Annotated in this window: 22 protein-coding genes; 10 read left to right on the top strand and 12 right to left on the bottom strand. The window is 58.3% G+C overall.

Annotation, left to right across the window (positions count from 1 at the left end):
- Window positions 1-378: 378 nt before the first annotated feature.
- Window positions 379-2,526 (top strand): polyribonucleotide nucleotidyltransferase, encoded by a 2,148-nt coding sequence (gene pnp, locus GOV53_RS12925; RefSeq protein ID WP_170467241.1) that lies wholly within the window; start codon window positions 379-381, stop codon window positions 2,524-2,526.
- Window positions 2,527-2,717: 191 nt separating this feature from the next.
- Complete coding sequence (locus GOV53_RS12930) at window positions 2,718-3,590, top strand: hypothetical protein (protein ID WP_170467243.1); 873 nt, start codon at window positions 2,718-2,720, stop codon at window positions 3,588-3,590.
- A 120-nt stretch (window positions 3,591-3,710) separates the two neighbouring features.
- Here the strand turns inward: GOV53_RS12930 and GOV53_RS12935 are convergent, their stop codons facing one another.
- Window positions 3,711-4,346 carry a DUF1326 domain-containing protein gene (locus GOV53_RS12935; protein WP_170467245.1) on the bottom strand — a complete coding sequence of 212 codons (636 nt, stop codon included), beginning with the start codon at window positions 4,344-4,346 and terminating at the stop codon, window positions 3,711-3,713.
- 193 nt (window positions 4,347-4,539) lie between these two features.
- Here GOV53_RS12935 and GOV53_RS12940 point away from each other — a divergent pair, with 193 nt between their 5' ends.
- Window positions 4,540-5,262, top strand: a complete 723-nt coding sequence (locus GOV53_RS12940; protein ID WP_170467247.1) for a glycosyltransferase family 25 protein — start codon at window positions 4,540-4,542, stop codon at window positions 5,260-5,262.
- 44 nt (window positions 5,263-5,306) lie between these two features.
- Here the strand turns inward: GOV53_RS12940 and GOV53_RS12945 are convergent, their stop codons facing one another.
- Complete coding sequence (locus GOV53_RS12945) at window positions 5,307-5,957, bottom strand: peroxiredoxin (RefSeq protein WP_170425774.1); 651 nt, start codon at window positions 5,955-5,957, stop codon at window positions 5,307-5,309.
- 204 nt (window positions 5,958-6,161) lie between these two features.
- On the opposite strand from GOV53_RS12945, the gene GOV53_RS12950 reads away from it, so the two are divergent.
- Window positions 6,162-7,598: an aldehyde dehydrogenase family protein gene (locus GOV53_RS12950; protein ID WP_170467249.1), complete on the top strand. Its 1,437-nt coding sequence runs from the start codon at window positions 6,162-6,164 to the stop codon at window positions 7,596-7,598.
- Between the two features lie 48 nt (window positions 7,599-7,646).
- On the opposite strand, the gene GOV53_RS12955 is transcribed toward GOV53_RS12950, so the two are convergent.
- Both GOV53_RS12955 and GOV53_RS12960 read right to left on the bottom strand, forming a co-directional pair.
- The gene (locus GOV53_RS12955) at window positions 7,647-8,549 is read right to left on the bottom strand and encodes a cation diffusion facilitator family transporter (RefSeq protein WP_170467251.1); all 903 of its coding nucleotides are present in this window, start codon (window positions 8,547-8,549) and stop codon (window positions 7,647-7,649) included.
- A 51-nt stretch (window positions 8,550-8,600) separates the two neighbouring features.
- Window positions 8,601-9,452, bottom strand: a complete 852-nt coding sequence (locus GOV53_RS12960; RefSeq protein ID WP_170467254.1) for a bifunctional helix-turn-helix domain-containing protein/methylated-DNA--[protein]-cysteine S-methyltransferase — start codon at window positions 9,450-9,452, stop codon at window positions 8,601-8,603.
- Between the two features lie 118 nt (window positions 9,453-9,570).
- Here GOV53_RS12960 and nth point away from each other — a divergent pair, with 118 nt between their 5' ends.
- Entirely contained in the window at window positions 9,571-10,215 is a 645-nt protein-coding gene (nth, locus tag GOV53_RS12965) for an endonuclease III (protein ID WP_170467544.1), read from the top strand.
- Window positions 10,212-11,201, top strand: coding sequence for an adenosine kinase (locus GOV53_RS12970; protein WP_170467256.1), 990 nt, complete (start codon window positions 10,212-10,214; stop codon window positions 11,199-11,201). Before nth ends, GOV53_RS12970 begins: the two co-directional genes overlap by 4 nt.
- A 4-nt stretch (window positions 11,202-11,205) precedes the next feature.
- Here GOV53_RS12970 and GOV53_RS12975 read toward each other — a convergent pair whose 3' ends face one another.
- The 5 genes from GOV53_RS12975 to GOV53_RS12995 all read right to left on the bottom strand — a co-directional run bounded on the left by GOV53_RS12975 (window position 11,206) and on the right by GOV53_RS12995 (window position 15,294).
- A complete protein-coding gene (locus tag GOV53_RS12975; protein WP_170467258.1) occupies window positions 11,206-12,045 on the bottom strand; it encodes a DUF547 domain-containing protein in 840 nt (279 codons plus the stop codon).
- Window positions 12,042-13,415, bottom strand: coding sequence for a radical SAM protein (locus tag GOV53_RS12980; protein WP_170467260.1), 1,374 nt, complete (start codon window positions 13,413-13,415; stop codon window positions 12,042-12,044). Before GOV53_RS12980 ends, GOV53_RS12975 begins: the two co-directional genes overlap by 4 nt.
- A 72-nt stretch (window positions 13,416-13,487) precedes the next feature.
- Window positions 13,488-14,198 (bottom strand): glutathione S-transferase family protein, encoded by a 711-nt coding sequence (locus GOV53_RS12985; protein ID WP_170467262.1) that lies wholly within the window; start codon window positions 14,196-14,198, stop codon window positions 13,488-13,490.
- 64 nt (window positions 14,199-14,262) lie between these two features.
- Entirely contained in the window at window positions 14,263-14,802 is a 540-nt protein-coding gene (gene sigZ, locus GOV53_RS12990) for an RNA polymerase sigma factor SigZ (RefSeq protein ID WP_170467264.1), read from the bottom strand.
- Window positions 14,803-14,808: 6 nt separating this feature from the next.
- The gene (locus tag GOV53_RS12995) at window positions 14,809-15,294 is read right to left on the bottom strand and encodes an RNA pyrophosphohydrolase (protein ID WP_170467266.1); all 486 of its coding nucleotides are present in this window, start codon (window positions 15,292-15,294) and stop codon (window positions 14,809-14,811) included.
- Between the two features lie 137 nt (window positions 15,295-15,431).
- Between GOV53_RS12995 and GOV53_RS13000 the strand changes: the two genes are divergently transcribed.
- The 3 genes from GOV53_RS13000 to GOV53_RS13010 are packed head-to-tail and all read left to right on the top strand — an operon-like array spanning window position 15,432 to window position 18,178.
- Window positions 15,432-17,459, top strand: coding sequence for an NADPH-dependent 2,4-dienoyl-CoA reductase (locus GOV53_RS13000; RefSeq protein ID WP_170467268.1), 2,028 nt, complete (start codon window positions 15,432-15,434; stop codon window positions 17,457-17,459).
- Window positions 17,460-17,511: 52 nt separating this feature from the next.
- A complete protein-coding gene (locus tag GOV53_RS13005) occupies window positions 17,512-17,805 on the top strand; it encodes a hypothetical protein (protein WP_367648777.1) in 294 nt (97 codons plus the stop codon).
- Window positions 17,744-18,178: a hypothetical protein gene (locus GOV53_RS13010; RefSeq protein WP_170467270.1), complete on the top strand. Its 435-nt coding sequence runs from the start codon at window positions 17,744-17,746 to the stop codon at window positions 18,176-18,178. Before GOV53_RS13005 ends, GOV53_RS13010 begins: the two co-directional genes overlap by 62 nt.
- A 26-nt stretch (window positions 18,179-18,204) precedes the next feature.
- Here the strand turns inward: GOV53_RS13010 and GOV53_RS13015 are convergent, their stop codons facing one another.
- Window positions 18,205-18,645: a DUF4399 domain-containing protein gene (locus GOV53_RS13015; protein ID WP_170467272.1), complete on the bottom strand. Its 441-nt coding sequence runs from the start codon at window positions 18,643-18,645 to the stop codon at window positions 18,205-18,207.
- 229 nt (window positions 18,646-18,874) lie between these two features.
- Here GOV53_RS13015 and GOV53_RS13020 point away from each other — a divergent pair, with 229 nt between their 5' ends.
- The gene (locus GOV53_RS13020; RefSeq protein WP_170425800.1) at window positions 18,875-19,780 is read left to right on the top strand and encodes a LysR family transcriptional regulator; all 906 of its coding nucleotides are present in this window, start codon (window positions 18,875-18,877) and stop codon (window positions 19,778-19,780) included.
- Window positions 19,781-19,860: 80 nt separating this feature from the next.
- On the opposite strand, the gene GOV53_RS13025 is transcribed toward GOV53_RS13020, so the two are convergent.
- Together GOV53_RS13025 and GOV53_RS13030 are read right to left on the bottom strand one after the other, a co-directional pair.
- Complete coding sequence (locus tag GOV53_RS13025; protein WP_170467274.1) at window positions 19,861-20,763, bottom strand: OmpA family protein; 903 nt, start codon at window positions 20,761-20,763, stop codon at window positions 19,861-19,863.
- A complete protein-coding gene (locus GOV53_RS13030; protein WP_170467276.1) occupies window positions 20,760-21,332 on the bottom strand; it encodes a peroxidase-related enzyme in 573 nt (190 codons plus the stop codon). The genes GOV53_RS13025 and GOV53_RS13030 overlap by 4 nt, the downstream gene beginning before the upstream one ends.
- Window positions 21,333-21,335 lie beyond the last annotated feature (3 nt).

Here is a 21,335-nt window from a genome sequence, read left to right on the forward strand (position 1 = left end):
CTGTTCGCGCAATGCAAACGCCAAGGTATTTTGCCGGATGACGGTTCTGAGTTATCAACTCCCTTGGCGCGCTCCCGTCATGTCGACCTTGGAGGAAGTGTTAAGATGTTACATCCAAAGCAATATTTCTCAAAACGCATTCTTTTTGCAGAATGTTTTACACTCAACCGGCATCAATACACGACCCTGCCGGGCGTGCTCGGACGCGTTCGGTTTCCCTTTCCTTTGGGTCCAATCTCATGTATGCGCCTGACATCTGAGACGTTGTGCCCTGACCCCGGCACTCGAATGGAAGATAAACTGGGGTCGGTGGCAATGGGGCCGCCATGCAAACCGGAGACCCGCAGGGGCGGGAGTGCTCCGTTCTAGGATACGCATATGTTTGATGTAACGAAGAAATCAATTCAGTGGGGCGAAGAGACGCTGACACTGGAAACCGGCAAGGTTGCCCGTCAGGCCGACGGCACCGTGATCGCCACGCTGGGCGAAACCAGCGTCATGGCCAACGTGACCTTTGCCAAGCAACAAAAGCCCGGTCAGGACTTTTTCCCGCTGACCGTCCACTACCAAGAGAAATACTATGCCGCCGGTAAGGTTCCGGGTGGCTTCTTCAAGCGCGAGGCGCGCCCGACCGAGAAAGAGACGCTGACCGCGCGTCTGATCGACCGTCCGATCCGCCCGCTGTTCGTTGACGGCTTCAAGAACGAAGTTCTGGTCATGTGCACCGTGCTGAGCCACGATCTGGTCAACGACCCCGACATCGTTGCGATGATTGCCGCTTCGGCTGCCCTGACCATCTCGGGCGCTCCGTTCATGGGCCCGATCGCCGGTGCTCGCGTTGGTTTCGTGGATGGCGAGTACGTCCTGAACCCGACCGTGGACGACATGCAGGACCTGCGCTTGAACCCCGAACAGCGTCTGGATCTGGTTGTTGCCGGCACCAAAGACGCCGTGATGATGGTGGAGTCGGAAGCGTACGAACTGTCCGAAGCCGAAATGCTGGGCGCTGTGACCTTCGCGCATGAGCAAATTCAGCCGGTCATCGATCTGATCATTTCGCTGGCCGAAGAAACCGCGAAAGAGCCGTTTGAATTCGCCGCGCCCGATTACTCGGAGCTGTATGCTGCTGTCGCCGCTGCTGGCGAAGAGCAGATGCGCGCCGCCTTCGCGATCACCGACAAGCAAGAGCGCACCGCCGCTGTTGCCGCTGCCCGCGAAGCGATCAAAGAAGCGCTGACCGAGGAACAGCTGGAAGACGCGAACCTTGGTTCGGCGATGAAAAAGCTGGAAGCCGGTATTCTGCGCGGTGACGTCGTCAAAGGCGGCAAGCGCATCGACGGCCGTTCGACCACCGACATCCGCGGGATCGAAGCCGAAACCTCGATGCTGCCCCGTACGCATGGTTCCGCTCTGTTCACCCGTGGTGAAACGCAGGCGCTAGTCGTGACCACGCTGGGCACCGGTGACGATGAGCAGTTCATCGACGCGCTGCATGGCAACTTCAAATCGAACTTCCTGCTGCACTACAACTTCCCCCCCTATTCGGTGGGTGAAGTTGGCCGCGTGGGTGGCCCCGGCCGTCGTGAGATCGGCCACGGCAAGCTGGCATGGCGCGCCCTGCAGGCGGTTCTTCCTGCGGCAACTGACTTCCCCTACACGATCCGCATCGTGTCCGAGATCACCGAATCCAACGGATCGTCCTCGATGGCGTCGGTCTGCGGCGGTTCGCTGTCGATGATGGACGCAGGCGTTCCGCTGAAAGCGCCGGTTGCCGGTGTGGCCATGGGCCTGATCCTCGAAGATGACGGCAACTATGCCATCCTGTCCGACATTCTGGGTGACGAAGACCACCTGGGCGACATGGACTTCAAGGTTGCGGGTACCGAAAACGGCATCACCTCGCTGCAGATGGACATCAAGGTGGCGGGCATCACGCCCGAAATCATGGAGAAAGCCCTGGCGCAAGCCAAGGACGGCCGGATGCACATTCTGGGCGAGATGGGCAAAGCCCTGTCCGAGACCAATGAGTTCTCGGTCCACGCCCCGCGCATCGAGACCATGAACATCCCCACCGACAAGATCCGTGAAGTGATCGGTTCGGGCGGTAAGGTCATCCGCGAAATCGTCGAGGTTTCGGGTGCCAAGGTCGACATCAACGACGATGGCGTGATCAAGATCGCCTCGCCCGATGGTGAATCGATCCAGAAGGCATACGACATGATCCACTCGATCGTGGCCGAGCCGGAAGAGGGTCAGATCTACACCGGTAAAGTGGTCAAGATCGTCGATTTCGGTGCTTTCGTGAACTTCTTTGGCAAGCGTGACGGTCTGGTGCATGTGTCCCAGATCGAAAACCGCCGCCTGAACCATCCGTCGGACGTTCTGAAGGAAGGTCAGGAAGTAAAGGTCAAGCTGCTGGGCTTTGACGATCGCGGCAAGGTCCGCCTGTCGATGAAAGTCGTCGATCAGGAAACCGGCGAAGAGATCGTTCCCGAGAAGAAAGAAAAGAAAGAAGACGCAGAGTAATCTGCCCTACTTTTCAATAGCAAAGGTCCCGGTGGAAACACCGGGGCCTTTCTCTTTTGTGCCTCAGTGTTTCTGAACGCGCCTTAATGAACTTTAGGAAATCTTAATTCAAAACACCCCGGAATAAACTGAAGCTGCTCATCCATCAGGTGTAAATTTCGCACATAGTTATCATGTTAAAGGGTGGAAAAATGGCCAAGCAGATCGCAGTGGACGTCGGCGACGGAGCCGCGAAAACAAACAGCGTCACATTGGTGGAAGGCGACAAGTACTTCTTTGGAAATGTCAGCACAGCCAGCGACGATTTCGACGGCATCATGAGCACCAATTCGACTTACGAAGATATGGTCGAGTTGTTCTATCAAGCGCTCGGCGGGAATGTTGAAGGTGTGAAAGTCACCGGGCTGGATTGCGACGGATACACGTTGGAAATCACCAACGACGCCGGTGTGACAGATACGTTGCGGGTGAATGCGGATATGTCTTTGCTAGACCAGAACAGCGGTTTTAGCGGCAACGTTGGCGACAATCGCGAGTCCTTCAATGTGGTCTCGGCGACCGACAATACCAAAAACAGCAAGATCATCGGGACTAGCAAAAACTATGTGGACGATGAGCTGGGCGCAGTCGGAGGAATCGGCGATCTGGTCGGTGGATCCGCCAAAGGCGAAAGCGACTATCAAGCGCTCTTGCAAGCAGCGATGGACGGCGATCCCCGGGTGACTTTGCTGGATATCGACGGCAGCAGCTTTACGATCCAGATCAACAGGAACGATGTCACCGATACGTTTTTGGTCAAAGACGCAGGTGGGATCATTGCAAATGTGTTCGGCCCGGATTCGTTGATCAACCCAAAGAACACAGATGACCAATTTGTTTTCGTGTCCGCGGATGACGCGCCCGGCAAGAAAATCGGTATCGGTACCGACGCGGTCGCTGCCCCAGACGAACCCGGCCCCTTGGGCGGTTCCCTCAAGGTTCAAGATCTGGCCGGAGTGGTCGCGCAGGCAGATCAGATTGAAAAATGTCACCGTTACGGAAATCGGCGGGCTAACTCAGATTGAAATCGCGGGCAGCGACGGTTCGACGGATGTTGTAACGTTCGAAACGGATTGGCTGGTCTAATCACCGCAAACACGCATGCAAAGCGGGCGCTGCCTTACAGCGCCCGCTTGTTCTGACCGTTAGTGCGCCACCCCGGACGGCCCGTGTTTCATCACATGCCACTGGCCATAGCTGTCATTCAGGTCAAGCTTGATCGCCGCATCCGCCTTGGTCGAAGCGCTTCCGATCTCGGCCAAAGTGAATTCGATCCCGCCGGGAATATCGATCCGCACGCGATGCGCACCGCCGCCGTGGGGTGCCTGGATTGGTTGGCCGTTAGATCGCAACACATCGCCAATCTCGACCCGGGCTTTGCGTCCGTCCATATCCATTTCGAAATCAATCGGCACATAAAGAGTGTCGTGGACCGTGTCACACATGGCCCGGAACACGAACCAATGGGTGGCCATTTCCTCGGTCTCCTCGCCATGAAAGACCTTCTCAAGCGCCGCGCGCTGCGCGTCTGATGCACTGGGATCAATGATCACCTGCATCTCTCCGCCGCCCTCGAAAATCGGGCCAGGCCAGGCGTAGATCAGCGCCGCCTTGGTGCCGGACAGATCAAGCTCGCCAAAGTGGCCCTTGGAAACGTCAAGCACTTCGAAGCCGCGGCAGTTGCCGTGGGTTGGCAATTCTTCGAATTGGCAGGGGCAGGCATAGCTGCAGTTGCAATTCCCAAACGCGTCCCCTTCAAGGTACCAATCTGTAAAGGCCATCGTCTTCTCCTGTGTTGAACAGTTCAAAGCCCGACGTCTGAGGTAACTTGCCCGTTTCAGCGAGTATAGCATGTTTTGAGGCGATCGCACTGACGTCAACGCGACCCGCGCCAAACCATCGGTTAGATCACGGGACGGTGTTTCTTTCGAGTTCCTCTTTCCCCCAAGGCCACCGTGTTCTATGCACGACGCCATGAAGTCTTTTGTCATCCACATGACCTCAAGCGCAGCGCGACGGCCCAACGCCGAACGTCTGTGCGCCCTTCTGCCAAATGCAGAGTTGTTCGAGGCCGTGAATGGCAAAGACCCTGAACAAATCGCCGATGTTCAGCTGTTTCCCGGCGACCTGTACAGGCCCAGATACCCTTTTCCGCTGCGCGCAGCCGAGATTGGCGTTTTTGAAAGCCACCGCCGTATCTGGCGCAAGCTGGTGGATGAAAAGATAGATCGCGCGATCATCACGGAAGACGATCTGCGCATTGATCCGTGCCGCATGTCCGAAGCGTTAGAAATGTTGGACCCGATCGCGACCGAGGATCACTATATTCGTATTCCCGTGAAGCAACGCGAAAACGCGGCGCTGACTCTGGCCAGGCACAACGGGCTACGACTGATCCTGCCCAAGGTCATAGGCCTGCAATGTGTTTGTCAAATGGTGGGTCGGCGCGCGGCTGAACGTTTGCTGGCAGTGACGAACCAGATCGACCGCCCAGTGGATACGTTCCTGCAGATGCACTGGATAACCGGCCAGCCGATTTTGTCGCTGCAGGGTAGCGGCAATCAGGAAGTCGCTCGGGAGATTGGCGGATCGACCATTCAGACCAGCCCGCCGCTGGCTGACAAGCTGACGCGGGAGTTCAAGCGCGCCGCCTATCGTCGGAGGTTATATCAGTTCCCGCAGCACAATGCCGCCTGAGCGCCTCGTGTATCGGGCGGGACAATAGCCCCGCCCGTGCTGATTTAGCTGGGCGCCTTTGTCTTGCGCAGGTACGGGAAAATGGTCTCGAACTCGCCAAACTTCTCTTTCGCCTCTTCATTCGAGACGGCAGGCGGGATGATGACGTCTTCGCCCGGCACCCAGTTTGCAGGGGTTGCAACGCCTTTCGAGCTCATCTGCAGCCCATCCAACGCGCGCAGGATTTCCGCAAAGTTGCGACCGACGGTCATCGGGTAGGTCATCGACAGTTTCAGCTGTTTGTCGGGGCCAATGATAAAGACGGAACGCACGGTCGCGCTGTCTGCGGGGGTGCGCCCATCGGGCAGATAGGCCTCGGCTGGCAGCATGTCGAACGCTTTGGAAACGGCCAAACCATCGTCAGCGATAATCGGGAAGCCGGGATTGGCCTTGCCATAGGCTTCGATGTCCTTCTTCCACTTGCGGTGATCTTCGGCGCTGTCGACGGATACACCAATGACCTTGGTGTTGCGCGCTGCCCATTCGTCGTTCAGCTGCGCCACGGCAGAAAACTCGGTGGTGCAGACCGGAGTGAAATCCTTGGGGTGCGAGAACAGGATTGCCCAGCTGTCGCCGATCCAGTCATGAAACTGAATGGTGCCCTGATCCGTTTCTGCAGTGAAATTCGGAACGGTGTCATTGATGCGCAAACCCATGGGGCATCTCCTTTCGATGTGAAATATCCGAGTCGGTCGTCAAAGACCTAATAACTCTGGGCCATTGTTAAACCATCCGCAGACCAAAAGGGTACGGATTTCTGAGGAAATAATTTGATCAAATTCCTCCTTGCCACGCTGACCGGGCAGTGCCAGAGTAGCCAAATTCCCGTTATCCGGGCCACAGGATCAGGAGGAAACGCGATGATCGAAAAGCGCAATTTCTACATCAACGGCGCATGGGTCGCCCCATCCGCGCCGCATGATTTCGAGGTGATCAACCCCTCGACCGAAGAACCTTGCGCCGTTATTTCGCTGGGCGCGCAGGCCGACACGGACGCCGCCGTAGCAGCCGCCAAGGCTGCCCTGCCCGGTTGGATGGCAACCCCTGTGGAAGAGCGCATCGCCCTGGTCGAAAAGCTGATCGGGATTTACCAATCCCGGTCCGAGGATTTGGCACAAGCCATGTCAATTGAGATGGGTGCGCCTATCGATATGGCTCGCACGCAGCAGGCTGGTGCGGGGATCTGGCACCTCAGCAACTTTGTCAAAGCGGCCAAGGCGTTTCAATTTGACCGCCCTCTGGGTGATCATGCTCCGAATGATCGGATCATTTATGAGGCCGTTGGCGTCGCGGCTCTGATCACGCCATGGAATTGGCCGATGAATCAGGTCACGCTCAAGGTCGGTGCGGCAGCGATTGCAGGCTGCACCATGGTGCTGAAACCCTCCGAACAAAGCCCCCTGAATGCGATGATCTTTGCCGAGATGATGGACGAGGCCGGTTTCCCTGCCGGTGTGTTCAATCTGGTCAATGGCGACGGAGTTGGCGTGGGGTCGCAACTGTCGGCGCATCCGGATGTCGATATGGTCAGCTTTACCGGCTCGACCCGCGCCGGGACAGCGATCTCAAAAAACGCAGCCGACACTTTGAAGAAAGTGCATCTTGAACTGGGCGGCAAAGGCGCGAATGTCGTCTTCGCAGACGCCGATGAAAAAGCTGTGAAGCGTGGCGTTCTGCACATGATGAACAACACGGGCCAAAGCTGTAACGCCCCCAGTCGCATGTTGGTGCAGCGTCCAATCTATGATCAGGCGGTCGAGACTGCGGCCGAAGTGGCCAACATGGTCTCGGTCGGCAGCGCTCAGGACGAAGGCCGCCATATCGGCCCCGTCGTGAACGAGGTGCAATGGACCAAGATTCAGGACCTGATTCAAAAAGGTATCGACGAAGGCGCACGTCTGGTTGCGGGCGGCACTGGGCGGCCCGAGGGGCTGAACAAGGGTTACTACGTGCGCCCCACGGTTTTTGCCGATGCCAACAATCAGATGACCATCGCGCGCGAAGAGATCTTTGGCCCGGTTCTGACGATGATCCCGTTTGACACCGAAGAAGAGGCCGTCGAGATCGCCAACGACACGCCTTATGGCCTGACCAACTATGTCCAGACACAGGACGGTGACCGCGCCAACCGTATGGCGCGTGTCCTGCGCTCCGGCATGGTCGAGATGAACGGGCAGTCCCGCAGCGCAGGTTCTCCGTTTGGCGGGATGAAACAGTCGGGCAACGGGCGCGAAGGCGGGCTGTGGGGGCTTGAGGATTTCCTTGAGGTCAAGGCCGTCTCAGGCTGGACGGCCTGATAGTCGGCAACCTTTACCACATTGCGAGGCGCAGATTGCGCTTCGCTGCTATGCCGGTTTTGCTGCCGACTGATGCAATTCCGTGTCCGGCTCTAGGTGGATAACAAACACCGAACCGGGATACTTTTGGACCAAGGCCTCTTCAATGTCGTCGCAGATGACATGTGCGTCTGCGACCGACATTTCCCCATCGACCACAAGGTGAAACTCCACGAAAATCATGTTGGCTGACCGGCGTCCGCGCAGGTCATGATATTCAAGCGCAGGTCCCAGATTAGCCTCGATCGTTTCGCGCACAGCACCCAACTCTCTGTCGGTCAAAGAAGCGTCCATTAGTCCGTCGACCGAGCTGCGGATGACCTTCCAACCTTCCCACAGGATGTTGATGGCCACCAGGATCGCGATGATCGGATCCAGGATGAACCACCCCGTCGCCATCGCCACTAGCAGGCCGACAACAACACCGACCGAAGTCATCAGGTCGGTCAGGATGTGCTTGCCGCTGGCGACCAATGCAGGTGAGTTTTCGCGCCGACCGAACCGCAACAGCAGAAACGCCCAGATACCGTTCAGGCATGTCGCAGCTATGTTGATGGCAATGCCCAGCATCGGCGCACCCGCCAGATGCGGTTCAAACAGCGCCGACGTGGCCTCGCGCAGGATCAACAGGGCCGCGAGAACGATTAGTGTACCTTCGACCACAGCCGAGAGGTATTCGGCTTTCTTATGCCCGAACGGGTGCTTTTTGTCCGGCGGCATTCCCGAGATTCGCACTGCAAAAAACGCCAGCAGAGCCGCTGCAACGTTTACAACCGATTCCAGAGCATCCGACAGCAGCGCAACAGACCCGGTGACCCACCACGCCAGCAGCTTGAGCAGCAGTACCGCAAGGGATACCGGAATGGCCCATGCCGCAATGGTTTGCGTGATGTTTCTGCTTGGCTGCCTCATAGGCCCTGACTATCACAGGTCACTTGGGCAGGCAGGTTCTTTTTGGTGTGACTAAGCGTCGGCCTGCGCGGCCTCATAAGCCAGCATGGCGCGCTTGACTGGAAGGCCCCAATGATAACCCCCTAATCCGCCGGACTTTCGCAACGCCCGGTGACAGGGGATCAGCCAGCTGACTGGGTTTCGCCCCACAGCCGTTCCGACCGCACGCACCGCCTGTGGCGATCCCACGCGTTGGGCGATTTCGGAATAGGTCGTGACTTGCCCGGACGGAATGTGCATCAGCGCCTCCCACACCTTGATCTGCAAAGGAGATCCGATCAGGTAGAGCGGCGTGGGCTCCAATCGGTCGCTGGCCGCACCAAAGGCGCTAAGGACCCAAGGGCGCAGTCGCATCGGGTCTTCGACGAAATTAGCCTTGGGCCAGCGCGAGATCATGTCCTCCATCGCAGCCTCTTCACCGGTCTCGGCCCCGAAGGCCATGCCACAGATGCCCTTATCGGTGCCCATGACCAGCGCAGGACCAAAGGGGCATTCGAACCAACCCCAGTAAATCGTCAACCCTGCACCTTTGCGGGCGTATTCGCCCGGGCTCATGGATTCCCATTTCAGGAACAGATCGTGCAGACGACCACTGCCAGACAGGCCCACATTGTGCGCCGTCTCCAGCGTGGTGAACCGTTCGCGCAACAGCGCCTTGGCATGGCCAAGTGTCAGATACTGCTGGTACCGCTTTGGCGACACTCCGGTCCAGCGTGAGAACAGCCGTTGGAAATGCGCGGGGCTCATGTCCATCTCGCGGGCCAGCTCTTCAAGGCTCAGGCCCTCGCCGCCCTGATCGATCAGGTCGATGGCACGGCGCATGACGTTGTAGTGGTATCCGCTTTCCGGGGTCTGGACGTTCATGACTCTCACCTCGTTGTCTTGTCCCAAGCATAGCCTGCACGCAACGCCCTCGCGACCCGGAACATGCGCATTGGCTTTGCACTTGTATCGCCGCGTCCTGAACGGCATTAAGGCCCGGATGGCAAAACAGCTTGGATATCACACGATCCGCGAGATCTTTACGCGTTTTCACGACGCCGACCCCGCCCCCAAGGGTGAGCTGGATCACGTGAACGTCTATACTCTGGTCGTTGCGGTTGCGCTGTCGGCGCAGGCGACCGACGCGGGCGTCAACAAAGCGACCAAGGAGCTGTTCAAGATCGCCGACACACCGCAGAAGATGCTGGATCTGGGCGAAGAGGGCCTGACCGAGCACATCAAGACCATCGGCCTGTTCCGGCAGAAGGCCAAAAACGTCATTAAGCTCAGCCGAATTCTGGTCGACGAGTATGGTGGCGAGGTGCCCAATTCTCGTGCCGCATTGCAGTCCCTTCCCGGTGTCGGACGCAAGACCGCCAATGTGGTGTTGAACATGTGGTGGCAATACCCGGCGCAGGCGGTGGACACACATATCTTTCGGGTCGGCAACCGCTCGGGCATCTGCCCCGGCAAGAATGTCGACGCCGTCGAACGCGCCATCGAGGACAACATTCCAACCGATTTCCAGCTGCATGCACATCACTGGCTGATCCTGCATGGCCGCTATCACTGCAAGGCGCGCAAACCCATGTGCGGCACCTGTATCATCCGCGATCTCTGCGAATTTGAGGACAAGAACCTATGAAAACCTACCAACTCGCCGGCATCGGAAATGCCATTGTCGACGTGATTTCTCAGGCCGATGACAGTTTTCTCGAACTGATGGGCATTGAAAAAGGTATCATGCAGTTGGTCGAACAGGAGCGAGGCGAGTTGCTATACGCCGCGATGGAAGGCCGGGTGCAGACGCCAGGCGGATCGGTCGCCAACACGATCGCTGGCGCGGGCGCACTGGGGCTGGATTCGGCGTTTATCGGGCGCGTCCACGACGACGCTCTGGGCCGGTTCTATGCGGACGCGATGAACGAGGATGGCGTCGACTTCGTGAACCCTCCGGTACCGGGTGGTGAGCTGCCGACCTCGCGTTCGATGATCTTTGTCTCTCCAGATGGCGAGCGGTCGATGAACACCTATCTGGGGATTTCCTCGGAACTGTCGTCTCAGGACGTCTCGGAAGAGGTCGCGGGCAACAGCCAGATCATGTTCCTTGAGGGCTATCTGTTCGACAAGGAAAAAGGCAAAGCGGCGTTTCTTGAAGCCGCGCGCAACTGTCACAAGGGCGGCGGCAAGGCGGGTATCGCCATTTCCGACCCATTCTGCGTAGAACGCCACCGGGTCGATTTCCTGCTTCTGATCGAAAACGAACTGGATTTCGTCATCGGCAACGAAGCCGAGATCAAATCCCTGTTCGAAACCGACGATCTGGAAGAAGCGCTGGCCAAAACCGCCGCGATCTGCCCTCTGGTCGTGTGCACACGTTCAGGCGATGGCGTGACCGTTCTGCATGACGGCCAGCGCATTGACGTGCCGGTGGAAAAAGTAGTCCCTGTGGATGCAACCGGCGCAGGCGATCAATTCGCCGCCGGGTTCCTGTTCGGTATGGCCACAGGCCGCGACTACGAAACCTGCGCCAAGATCGGCAATGTCTGCGCCCGCGAAGTCATCAGCCATATCGGCCCCCGCCCCGAGGCCAACATGCAAGAGCTGCTGCGTGCCGAAGGGTTGCTGTAACGAACTAATATCCAGCCGCCGCGTCGTTCAGTGCCCAGTCGTACTGGTACGCTCTGACACGCGGCGTCTGTTGAATACGGGCGCGTAGCTGGGGATCCGCTACTGTTTCGAGATAGGTTAGAACGGCCTTTTCATTCGGCGCAAAATCCTCGCGGAACCAGATATAGATTTTCGACAGGATAAGCCCGCCGCGGTCGTCAAACCGAACTCCGCGCGGGTCGTTGACATAAGCGCGCTCGGCAGCGGCGAAGTCGCGTTCCAGCGTTTCAGCGCGCCATGCGCGGTCCATCAGGTTGGGACACCCCACAGCAGCGCAGTTCAGCGCATAGTGAATCCGGGGCTCGTTGAAAGTCGGGCGGATGATGCGATGCTCAATATCGTTCAGGGTCAGGCTTTGCCCACCCACTTGCGCAATTGGACGGTTCCACGGCCCGATCGAGACCGGACCGTCCTTGATGTCACGGATCGACGCGACGGGATAATTCTCAAGAACAACCTCGACGGTCAGCGCGTTGTAGAGGTTGATCCAATAGGCCAGTTGCTGATCACGGGTCAGCTGCGCCGGATCGATGGCATGCAACGCGGTAAGGTAGCTCTGCACTTGCGCCCGGTCCTGCGGCGACACTTGCCCATAGGCCACCCGGTTCACCCCTTGCGCGTCCGTGGCAACATAGCGGCCCAGAAACCTGTCCCAGATTCGATGATCGACCGCTTCACCGGGCGGCTGAGCAAACCGGGTTAGGGTCTGCCCCGGCAGGGCCTCGGGCACTGGCAAGGCCAGACGTTCGACGCTTGCACAGGCGGCTAGCACCGGCAGCAATAGCAGGATCAGAAGATTTCTCATGACGCATCCTTTTGGGTTCGCCGCAGGGCTCGCATCTGCCCTTTGAGCCGTTTGAGAGGGGCCAGCGCAGGGTCGTTCAGATCCGGCAGGTCGGGACCACCGGACAGGCGCGGCACCGCCGCGTTCCACCAGCTTGGGCCGGTTGGACCGTCGATACGCTCGGGCGTGGCCAGATGCTGGTCGCGTTGCGCGTTGTGAACACACATGGACAGCGGACCGTTGGCTGTGGCGACCATGAAAACGCAAGATGCGCAGCGATCCTCTTCCAGCGCATCCGCTGCCATGAAGTTATGGATGAACACGGATTGCCTTCGGACCGGTCCACGCAAAAGGCCACTGCGCAGACGCAATACACGGCCCAGAAGATGCACCCCAGCCCGAAGGGCAAGCAGTGGATTGCGCCGCACCAGACGCCGGGCGCTGTCGCGGATGTCGATATGACCATCTGCCGACTCATCGGCCTGCTCAAGCGCGGCCATTACTTTATGTGTTAGTTGCTTCGCGGACAGAACCGACACCGCACGCCCACCGGCCGTGACGACGCTTGCATAACGGTTGCACTTGGAATGGCCCACGGAAGCCGTGTCAAAATGCATTGGCGTTTCGTACCCGGCCTCAATCGCGCGTATCACACTGTCCTGGGTAATCCCATCGGGTCGTTCGCGCAGCACCCCCCGGCCGGTATCGGCCTGCATCTGGAACGAGACAAAGGCGACCTCTGGTCGATCCCGCAGGAACCTCGCCAGTGATGGAAGCTCTTCGAAATTGTCGCCGAACACGGTCGTGTTGAACAAGACCCGCAGACCCAGACCGCGTGTGCGGCGGATATAGGCGCGGCGCACCGTATTCAGCTCGGCCTCGCTGGCAAAGCCTTTGCGTTCTTGAGTCATGTCGACGTGAAAGGCCACATCATCCAGACCCGCCGCCGCCAATCGGGTCAGAAAGGCGCGGCTGGCGCGGATACCGTTGGTCATCAGGCAGGATCGCATGCCCAACCTTTTGATCTCGCGGCACAGGGCCTCGAGGTCTTCGACCTTGCGCAGGGTCGGATCCCCGCCGGTAAGTTGGACCGAGACACCGGGGCCGTAATGACTGTGGATCGTAGCAAGGCGCGCGAACAAAACCGAAAGCGGCGGATCATAGGTCATCTCGGCCCGGTCCGAGAGATAACAGAGGGTGCAATCCAGATTGCAGCGCTGGGTGACTTCCAGCGCGACGCAAGCAATAGGATAGAACCGGCCCGCAGTCTGACCGGCACCATACTCCCCACACGCCTGCAAACCGCCGCGCAACGCAGCGCGACGGTCAGAACCCGTGAACTTGCGTCCGGCGGGCTTTACGGAAGTGAGAAAGGAGGCGGTGTCCTTCATACCCGTCAAGCTAGACAGGTCGATCAGATGCGGCCACGCCCCCTCACGCCAACGTGCGGCTTGGTGATTGAATCACCCGCAGCACCCGCCGGATTGTTTCAACGGAGCGGTTGTTGGCGCTTCGTTCAGGTTCGCACCCCGCCCCAGCCATGTCCGTTCGGCCAGATAGAAATCGGTGAACCGGGTGACAAAGTCCTCGGACACAGTTTTCTGCGGGATGCCGGTCGCCAGCAAGGCCTGTTGCCAAGCCTTCACCTCGGGGTAGTCCGCGAGCATGTCGTGCCCGCTGTGATCGGACACGATAGCAGCGCGATGGAGCAACGGCAGCCACGCCAAATCGACATTGCTCAGCGCCTCACCCGCGAAGTAAGGACCGTCGCCAAGCTGCTTTTCAGCCTTCGCGAAAGCGGCGTTCAGCTTGGTCGTGCGGTCATTGTAGATCGCCTGATCCGCGCTTTGCATCGCGCTGCACTGAATCAGATAATGTTTGCTGGCCTGATAACTCCACGCGCGGTTCAGGGCGCGCTGTTCGGGTGTCAGGTCGGGCTGCAGCGGCGCGGCTACCTCGTCGAGGTATTCAGCAATTGCGTCAGATTCGAACAGCGCGGTGCCGCCCTCGGTCACCAGAACCGGCACCTGGCCTGTCGGCGACAGCTCCAAAAACCAGTCCGGCTTGTCGCTGAGGCTGATGTAGTCGATCTGATAAGGCACCTGCTTCGCTTCCAAAAGCGCGGTGACGCGCTGAACGAAGGGACAGATTTTGAAACTGATGATACGGATCATGTGTCTTTCCTTTTGCTGGTTTCATCTGTCAGACGAAGCCCACGCAAAAAAGACGACGATGAGATCAACATTTTTTGCAGGATTGCGGTTTTTCCTGAACGTCCGAGATATTGCCCCGCACATCCATCGAGATATTGCAGCACTCCTCGAACGCTTGTCGCAGCTCTGCACGTCCCTTCTGAACGCGGGACTTGAGCGTTGAATAGGCCAGCCCCTTTGACTGCGCGTAGTCCTGCTGGGACATGCCATTGATGTCGATCGCCATCAGCATATCCGCAGTTTCCTGTGGCAAACCTAGAATGAACGGCTCGACACAGCCCTCAAGGTCCTGACGCGTTTCCGGATCATCCCGGTGATACCAAAGATCATCCGGGTGCGCCTCGGCCCGGCCCGATTTCCGGTAATAGTCGATGATCGTGCGATCGGCTGTTTGAAACAACCATGGCTGCAGTTTCGCCGGGTCTTTAAGGTTTGGTAGACCGGTGAAAACTTTGACCAAAATCTCTTGCAGCAGATCGTCCACATCTGCAGCATTTGACACACGCGAATGCAGAAACGCCTTTAGACGTGCGCGGTACTTGGGCCAGATGTCCTCGATCTGCATGCCGTCTTATGACAGGTGATCGGCAAAGGCGGCAACCACCTGTTCATACACCTCACGTTTGAACGGCACGATCTCGTCGATCAGCTTACCGGGGTCCTGCCATTTCCATTGGGTGAATTCCGGGTGTTCAGTCTGAATGTCGATTTGATCGTCGCGGCCAGTGAACCGCAGTAAAAACCATTTCTGTTCCTGCCCGCGATAGCGGCCTTTCCAGATTTTGGGCACGATGTCGTGCGGCAGATCATAGGGCAGCCAGCCGTCCGTTTCGGCCACAACCTCGACCAGATCAGCCGTTACCCCGGTTTCCTCCCACAACTCGCGCAGGGCAGCATCGCGGGGGTCTTCGCCCTTGTCGACTCCACCTTGCGGCATCTGCCATGCCTCTTTGTGGCGATCATTGCGCTGGCCGACAAAAATCTTGCCCTCACCATTCATCAGCATAAGTCCCACGCAGGGGCGATACGGCAGTTTGGCGATTTCTTCGGGGGTCATGCGCGGCCTCATGAATTATGTTGGAAACTCTGTAACAAGCGTTTCAGAAACAGCAAAGGGTTTGACGTTAGGTTTCGCGTGACAAAGTTTACGCGAACGTCAATCTAACGCTGAGAATTCGGGAGGGAGAGTTCGCCATGACTGCGTACCCAAACATGCTGGCCCCGCTGGACCTGGGCTTTACCACTTTGAAGAACCGCGTCCTGATGGGATCGATGCATACGGGCCTTGAGGAAACCGGCGACTGGAACCGCGTGGCCGAGTTCTACGCTGATCGCGCCCGTGGTGGCGTCGCGCTGATGGTGACAGGCGGGATTGGTCCGAACCTTGAAGGCTCGGTCCTGCCGGGTGCGTCGATGATGACCAACGACAAAGAGGTGGCGAACCATTCAATCGTAACCCAACGCGTGCATGAGGCGGGCGGCAAGATCGCGATGCAGATCCTGCATGCAGGACGGTATGCTTATGGCCCGAAATGCGTGGCCCCTAGCCCGGTGAAATCCCCGATCTCGCCCTTCCCACCGAATGAGTTGGACGAAGAGGGTATCGAAAAGCAAATCGTCGACATCGTGAACGCCGCCGTTCTGGCGCAGAAGGCGGGCTATGATGGTGTCGAGATCATGGGCTCCGAGGGGTATTTCCTGAACCAGTTCCTGGTGACTCACACCAACAAGCGTGAGGACCGCTGGGGCGGGTCCTATGAAAACCGCATGCGCCTGCCGATTGAGGTCGTGCGCCGCACGCGCGAGGCCGTGGGCACCGATTTCATTATCATCTACCGCCTGTCGATGATCGATCTGATCCCCAACGGCTCGACCCATGAAGAGGTCGTTGAACTCGCCCAGCGCATCGAAGAAGCCGGTGCCACGATCATCAACACCGGCATCGGTTGGCATGAAGCTCGGATTCCGACCATTGCCACCAGCGTGCCGCGCGCGGCCTTTGCCTGGGTGACAAAAAAGCTGATGGGCAAGGTGTCGATTCCAGTTATCACCTCGAACCGGATCAACACGCCCGAGGTTGCCGAAGAGGTCCTGTCGACCGGTTGCGCCGACATGGTGTCTCTGGCCCGTCCGATGCTGGCCGATGCGGATTTCGTAAACAAGGCGATTGCGGGTGAAGCGGCAAAGATCGCGCCTTGCATCGCTTGCAACCAGGCCTGTCTGGACCACACGTTCAGCGGCAAGCTGACCTCGTGCCTGGTGAACCCGCGCGCCTGCCATGAGACCGAACTGGAAATCACCGCCGCTGAATCGCCAAAGACTGTTGCGATCGTCGGCGCTGGCCCGGCTGGTCTGTCGACCGCGATGACCGCCGCTCAGCGTGGGCATGACGTTACCATTTTCGACCGCGCTGCTGAGATCGGGGGCCAGCTGAACATGGCCAAACAGGTTCCGGGCAAAGAAGAGTTCTGGGGCTTGGTCGATTGGTACCGCACTATGATGGACGATCTGGGTGTGAAGGTAGAGCTGAACCGTGAAGTAAGCGCCGACGACCTGACCGGCTTTGACGAGGTGGTCATCGCCACCGGCGTCACACCCCGCGACCCTCAGATTCCGGGTCAGGATCGCGAAAACGTTCTGAACTATATCGACGTCCTGCGTGATAAGGCCGAGGTCGGTGAATCCGTCGCTGTAATCGGCGCGGGTGGTATCGGGTTCGACGTGTCGGAGTTCTTGCTGGAGGACGGCCACAGCGTCACCACCGACCTGCCCGCATGGATGAAGGAATGGGGTGTGACCGATCCGGCTGAACACCGCTCGGGTCTGGCCCCAGAAGGTCCGCAACCCGCGGCACCGGCGCGTGACGTGACCCTGCTACAACGTAAGAAACAGGCGCATGGCAAAGGTCTGGGCAAGACTACTGGCTGGATTCACCGCGCCACGCTGAAAATGAAGGATGTCAACTTTGTTGGTGGCGTGAACTATGAGCACATCGACGAAGATGGCTTGCATGTCAGCTTTGGCGAGGAACGCGCCGACCCAACGGTGATCGCAGCGGATACAATCGTTTTGTGTTCCGGTCAGGTGTCCGAGCGCAGTCTGGCTGATGCGCTGATCGAACGCGGTATCACTCCTCATGTGATCGGCGGGGCAGATGTGGCCGCCGAACTGGACGCCAAGCGCGCGATCAATCAGGGCACGCGTCTGGCCGCTACGTTCTGAAACACATCACATTTGCGCTGAAGAAAGCCGTCTCGAAAGAGGCGGCTTTTTTGTGTCGCTTGACCTCACTGGTACCAAAGTACATATGTACGAAATGGGTCAGAAAATTGAACGCGCGCAAACAGGAATTCGAATCGAAAAGCGCCTGCTGAAAGTCCTCAAAGGACTCGCAGAGTCGCTGGACATGACACTTGGCGATCTGATTGAAGGCATCGCCCTGCACAGTTTTGAAAACAAACCGGCGTTCTCTGAGGAAACGCTGGAGAAGATCAAGCAGCTCAAAAGTGTCTACGACCTCGACTGGACAGCCGAGGACAGTCACCGGTTCAAGGAGGACGGAGAATGAGCGCGATATCACCAGCGCGTTTGAGGCACACGCCATCGACAACACGACCTTCGGACATGCCGAACATGTTCAGGTCGCATATGATCTACTGCGCAAATATGATTTCATCGATGCGGCCGCGATCTACGCCAAAGGCATACGTACGCTCGCGGCCAAGGCTGGCGCGCCGGACAAGTTCAACCTGACAATCACCTATGCGTTTATGAGCCTAATCGCCGAGCGTCTTGCCATGACTCAAGCTAAGACCTTCGAAGCTTTCACCAAGGAAAACCCCGATCTGATGACTAAGACCGTACTCGATCAATGGTATTCAAAGGATCGCTTGAATTCGGCACTGGCGCGTGGTGTTTTCTTGTTGCCTGCCGCCGCATAGAGAACACGACGGCATCGCCGCGCATCCTATTCCACGTTGATCGTGATCACCTCGGACACGATTGGGGGCGAATGCGGCACGTGGCCTGCGTCACCCAGCACCAGTTGCAGCGTGTGTTGGCCCGCAGGCAATTCAAGCGTCGTTTCGGTTTGCCCTCCGCCAAAGTGCACATGGTTATCATCTGCTGGAAGACCATAGGCCAACTCGTCCAAGCCATCTTCGCCTTCGCCAATCGGGGGGCGGTTGATCAGAAGATGGTGATGCCCGGTATTCTCTGCCTCGGTGCCGGCGGGCGCCACGCCCATTCCGCTCAGTCCAAAGACAACGGTGACTGGGGACGAGACCGTGTCGCCATCCGCGAGGTTCACAAAATAGACCCGCGCATCCGGGTTCGAGGGCGTCTCGCCACCGCCCCAGGCAAGGGTAGCGGAAAGACATAAGGCTGCGGTGATAAAAATGGCTTTCATGATCTCCTCCGTCGACACAAATTTGCCATTGTCATGTTAACACAATCGCCCTCAGACGCCTAAAAACCTTGGCTTACTGGCTTTGTGCCCATCTGGGAAACCACCGTTTCCGCGTTTCCCATATGCAAACGATCCGATTTGAATCCCTGATATTATCCAATGTCTGCCCTGTTTCCGCCCAGATTGGGCGTCAGTTTTGGAAAAAAGGACTAAGACCTGGGGAACGAGAATGGACAGACTGACCGAAATGGAAGCCTTTGCCAATGTGGTAGACCAGGGTGGTTTTACCGACGCGGCAAAGAAAATGGGCATCTCCAAATCGGCCGTGTCAAAGCATGTATCAAGCCTCGAGGCCCGATTGGGTGCGCGGCTGCTGAACCGCACGACACGGCGCGTATCGCCCACTGAAATTGGCCTTGCCTACTATGACCGCGCGCGGCGCGTGTTGAATGATGCCGGTGAAGCCGACGCTCTGGTGACCTCGATGCAGTCCGCCCCCTCGGGTCTGCTTCGGATCAGTGTGGCGACGGATTTCGGCGTGAATCACCTGTCTCCGGTCCTGTCGGATTTTCTAGCTGCCTATCCCGACATCACTGTGAACATGGTTCTCAACAATCGCTATGTCGAACTGATCTCGGAAGGGTTTGACGTGGCCGTGCGCATTGGCGAGCTGGAAGACAGCACCCTGCGCGCCCGCAAGTTGACCGAAACGGTCAAGCGGATGGTCGCGGCCCCAAGCTATATCGAGAAATTCGGCCGACCGCAGAAGATTGACGATCTGAACGAACACAAGCTGCTGCACTATTCCAGCCAGTCTTCCGGCAATGTCTGGAAACTGACGGCGCCTTCAGGTGAAAAGCGGCAAGTGCGCACCGCCGGATGGCTAAGCGTCAATGACGGCCAGTCACTGCTGAACGCGGCTATTTCCGGCCTGGGGATCGCATATCTGCCCAGCTATCTTTACGCAGACGCGCTGAAGTCTGGTGCCGTTCTGGACGCCATGCCCTCGCTGCCGGATGAGGTTCAGGGCGTGTATGCCGTTTACCCGCCCGGCCGTTTCACGCAGCCCAAGGTGCGGGCTTTCATAGATTTTCTTGTCGATGCCTTTCACGAGAAAGGTCCGATGGACTGGTGAATTAACCTCGGTGAAACTGAATGGCCCGCGTCTTGTGCGCGGGTCTTTTTTTGAGCAGAACAGGCCTGAAGTGAGGACGCCTAGTTGACCAACAGCACCGCCTCGACCCGGCGATTCAGCTCACGGCCTTCGGGCGTGGCGTTCGATGTGAGCGGGGCCAGATAGCCGATACCGCGCGCCTCAAGCCGGTCGGCGACAACCCCATGCGCTTCGATCAGACGGGCGCGCACAGCTTGTGCCCGCCCCGTGCTGACCGAAATGTTGGCGTCCAGTGCCCCGGTGTCATCGGTATGCCCCACAAGCGCCAGACGGGTTTCCGGGTTTTTCGCTAAAAACTCAGCGATCAATTCCAGCGAGGAAAATGGCCCTTCGCCCAGCGTCATCTCTCCGGTACGGAAATGCAGATCGTCCAAAATAACGTGACCATTCTGTTCAAGCCCCGCAAGCAGATCTGCGGGTGGCGTCACCGTGTCTTCGATTACCAAGGGCGGCGGGGCCTCGGCCCCAACGGGCGTGACCCGGATCAACTGCACATAGCCATCCGGTGGATTGCGGCTGACCAGCAGACTGACCACATCGCCCCCACGAAGAGCGGACAGAAAGCGATAATCCTGAATGGCCACATACATGTCCGGCGTCGGCACGACCTCGGTACCAAAGCGAAAATCGAACCCGCCACAAACGCGCGCCTCGCAATCCAGCAGGATCTCGTACCCTTGCGCTTCGATCTGGTCGCGCAGCGGTGCCAGCAACTGAAGCGTCGTGCTGGAGCCTGACTGCAGTCGCCATGTCAGCCTTTCAACCTTACCTTCGACTTCACGCACAGGAACCGCACCGTCGGCGAAGGGACCGATGGGCAACTCATAGCTGTCCAGCTCGCTGGTGCGATCACTCACAAGCCGCGCGCCGGCTGGCAGGGTCAGGTTTTGGGCCGCCACCTGACCAGCCATCAACAAAAGACAGATTGCGGCCGCTCGGATCATCGGGCCTGCGCGTGATATTCGTCGTTCGGGGCCATAGCCGTCGCACTGGCGACCCGGTTCGACATATTGAAAAAGCCGGTCACATTGGCGATGTCCCAGATGTCCCGGTCGCTGAAGCCTGCATCCCGCAGTCGCTGGCGGTCAGGTTCTTCGATCTCGGTGCTGGCAGTGGTCATCCTGGCGGCAAAATCCAGCATGGCGCGTTGGCGCTCGTCCAGTGGGGCCACGCGGTAGTTCATAACCAGCATCTCGCCCAATTGCGGATTACCAGACAATTGCCGGACGGCCGCACCGTGGGCCACCAAACAGTAAAAGCACTTGTTGATCGCAGACACGACCACCGCAATCATCTCGCGTTCCAGTTTCGACAACGCGCTGTCGCCCAGCATGAGGTCGTTATACATGGCCGTAAACGCGTTCAGCTTGTCGATGTCGAAGGCATAGGCCCTAAGGACATTGGGCACAAACCCCAGCTTATCGACGCAGATGTCAAAGTATTTCTGCGTCTCTGGTGGCAGCGGATCCACCATCGGCAGATCCAGCGCGGTAGGCATTGTTTGGTCGGTCACTTC

The organism is Ruegeria arenilitoris, from assembly GCF_013035315.1.
Lineage (GTDB): Bacteria > Pseudomonadota > Alphaproteobacteria > Rhodobacterales > Rhodobacteraceae > Ruegeria > Ruegeria arenilitoris_D.

Excerpts from the sequence above, each read along its gene's own strand:
- nth (WP_170467544.1), top strand. The coding sequence starts at position 9,571 with ATGGCAAAACAGCTTGGATATCACACGATCCGCGAGATCTTTACGCGT.
- GOV53_RS13015 (WP_170467272.1), bottom strand. The coding sequence starts at position 18,645 with ATGAAAGCCATTTTTATCACCGCAGCCTTATGTCTTTCCGCTACCCTT.
- sigZ (WP_170467264.1), bottom strand. The coding sequence starts at position 14,802 with ATGCAGATCGAGGACATCTGGCCCAAGTACCGCGCACGTCTAAAGGCG.
- GOV53_RS12955 (WP_170467251.1), bottom strand. The coding sequence starts at position 8,549 with ATGAGGCAGCCAAGCAGAAACATCACGCAAACCATTGCGGCATGGGCC.
- GOV53_RS12975 (WP_170467258.1), bottom strand. The coding sequence starts at position 12,045 with ATGAGAAATCTTCTGATCCTGCTATTGCTGCCGGTGCTAGCCGCCTGT.
- GOV53_RS12940 (WP_170467247.1), top strand. The coding sequence starts at position 4,540 with ATGAAGTCTTTTGTCATCCACATGACCTCAAGCGCAGCGCGACGGCCC.
- GOV53_RS12985 (WP_170467262.1), bottom strand. The coding sequence starts at position 14,198 with ATGATCCGTATCATCAGTTTCAAAATCTGTCCCTTCGTTCAGCGCGTC.
- GOV53_RS12945 (WP_170425774.1), bottom strand. The coding sequence starts at position 5,957 with ATGGGTTTGCGCATCAATGACACCGTTCCGAATTTCACTGCAGAAACG.
- GOV53_RS13020 (WP_170425800.1), top strand. The coding sequence starts at position 18,875 with ATGGACAGACTGACCGAAATGGAAGCCTTTGCCAATGTGGTAGACCAG.
- pnp (WP_170467241.1), top strand. The coding sequence starts at position 379 with ATGTTTGATGTAACGAAGAAATCAATTCAGTGGGGCGAAGAGACGCTG.
- GOV53_RS12930 (WP_170467243.1), top strand. The coding sequence starts at position 2,718 with ATGGCCAAGCAGATCGCAGTGGACGTCGGCGACGGAGCCGCGAAAACA.
- GOV53_RS13025 (WP_170467274.1), bottom strand. The coding sequence starts at position 20,763 with ATGATCCGAGCGGCCGCAATCTGTCTTTTGTTGATGGCTGGTCAGGTG.
- GOV53_RS12950 (WP_170467249.1), top strand. The coding sequence starts at position 6,162 with ATGATCGAAAAGCGCAATTTCTACATCAACGGCGCATGGGTCGCCCCA.
- GOV53_RS12995 (WP_170467266.1), bottom strand. The coding sequence starts at position 15,294 with ATGACCCCCGAAGAAATCGCCAAACTGCCGTATCGCCCCTGCGTGGGA.
- GOV53_RS12980 (WP_170467260.1), bottom strand. The coding sequence starts at position 13,415 with ATGAAGGACACCGCCTCCTTTCTCACTTCCGTAAAGCCCGCCGGACGC.
- GOV53_RS13000 (WP_170467268.1), top strand. The coding sequence starts at position 15,432 with ATGACTGCGTACCCAAACATGCTGGCCCCGCTGGACCTGGGCTTTACC.
- GOV53_RS12970 (WP_170467256.1), top strand. The coding sequence starts at position 10,212 with ATGAAAACCTACCAACTCGCCGGCATCGGAAATGCCATTGTCGACGTG.
- GOV53_RS12960 (WP_170467254.1), bottom strand. The coding sequence starts at position 9,452 with ATGAACGTCCAGACCCCGGAAAGCGGATACCACTACAACGTCATGCGC.
- GOV53_RS12935 (WP_170467245.1), bottom strand. The coding sequence starts at position 4,346 with ATGGCCTTTACAGATTGGTACCTTGAAGGGGACGCGTTTGGGAATTGC.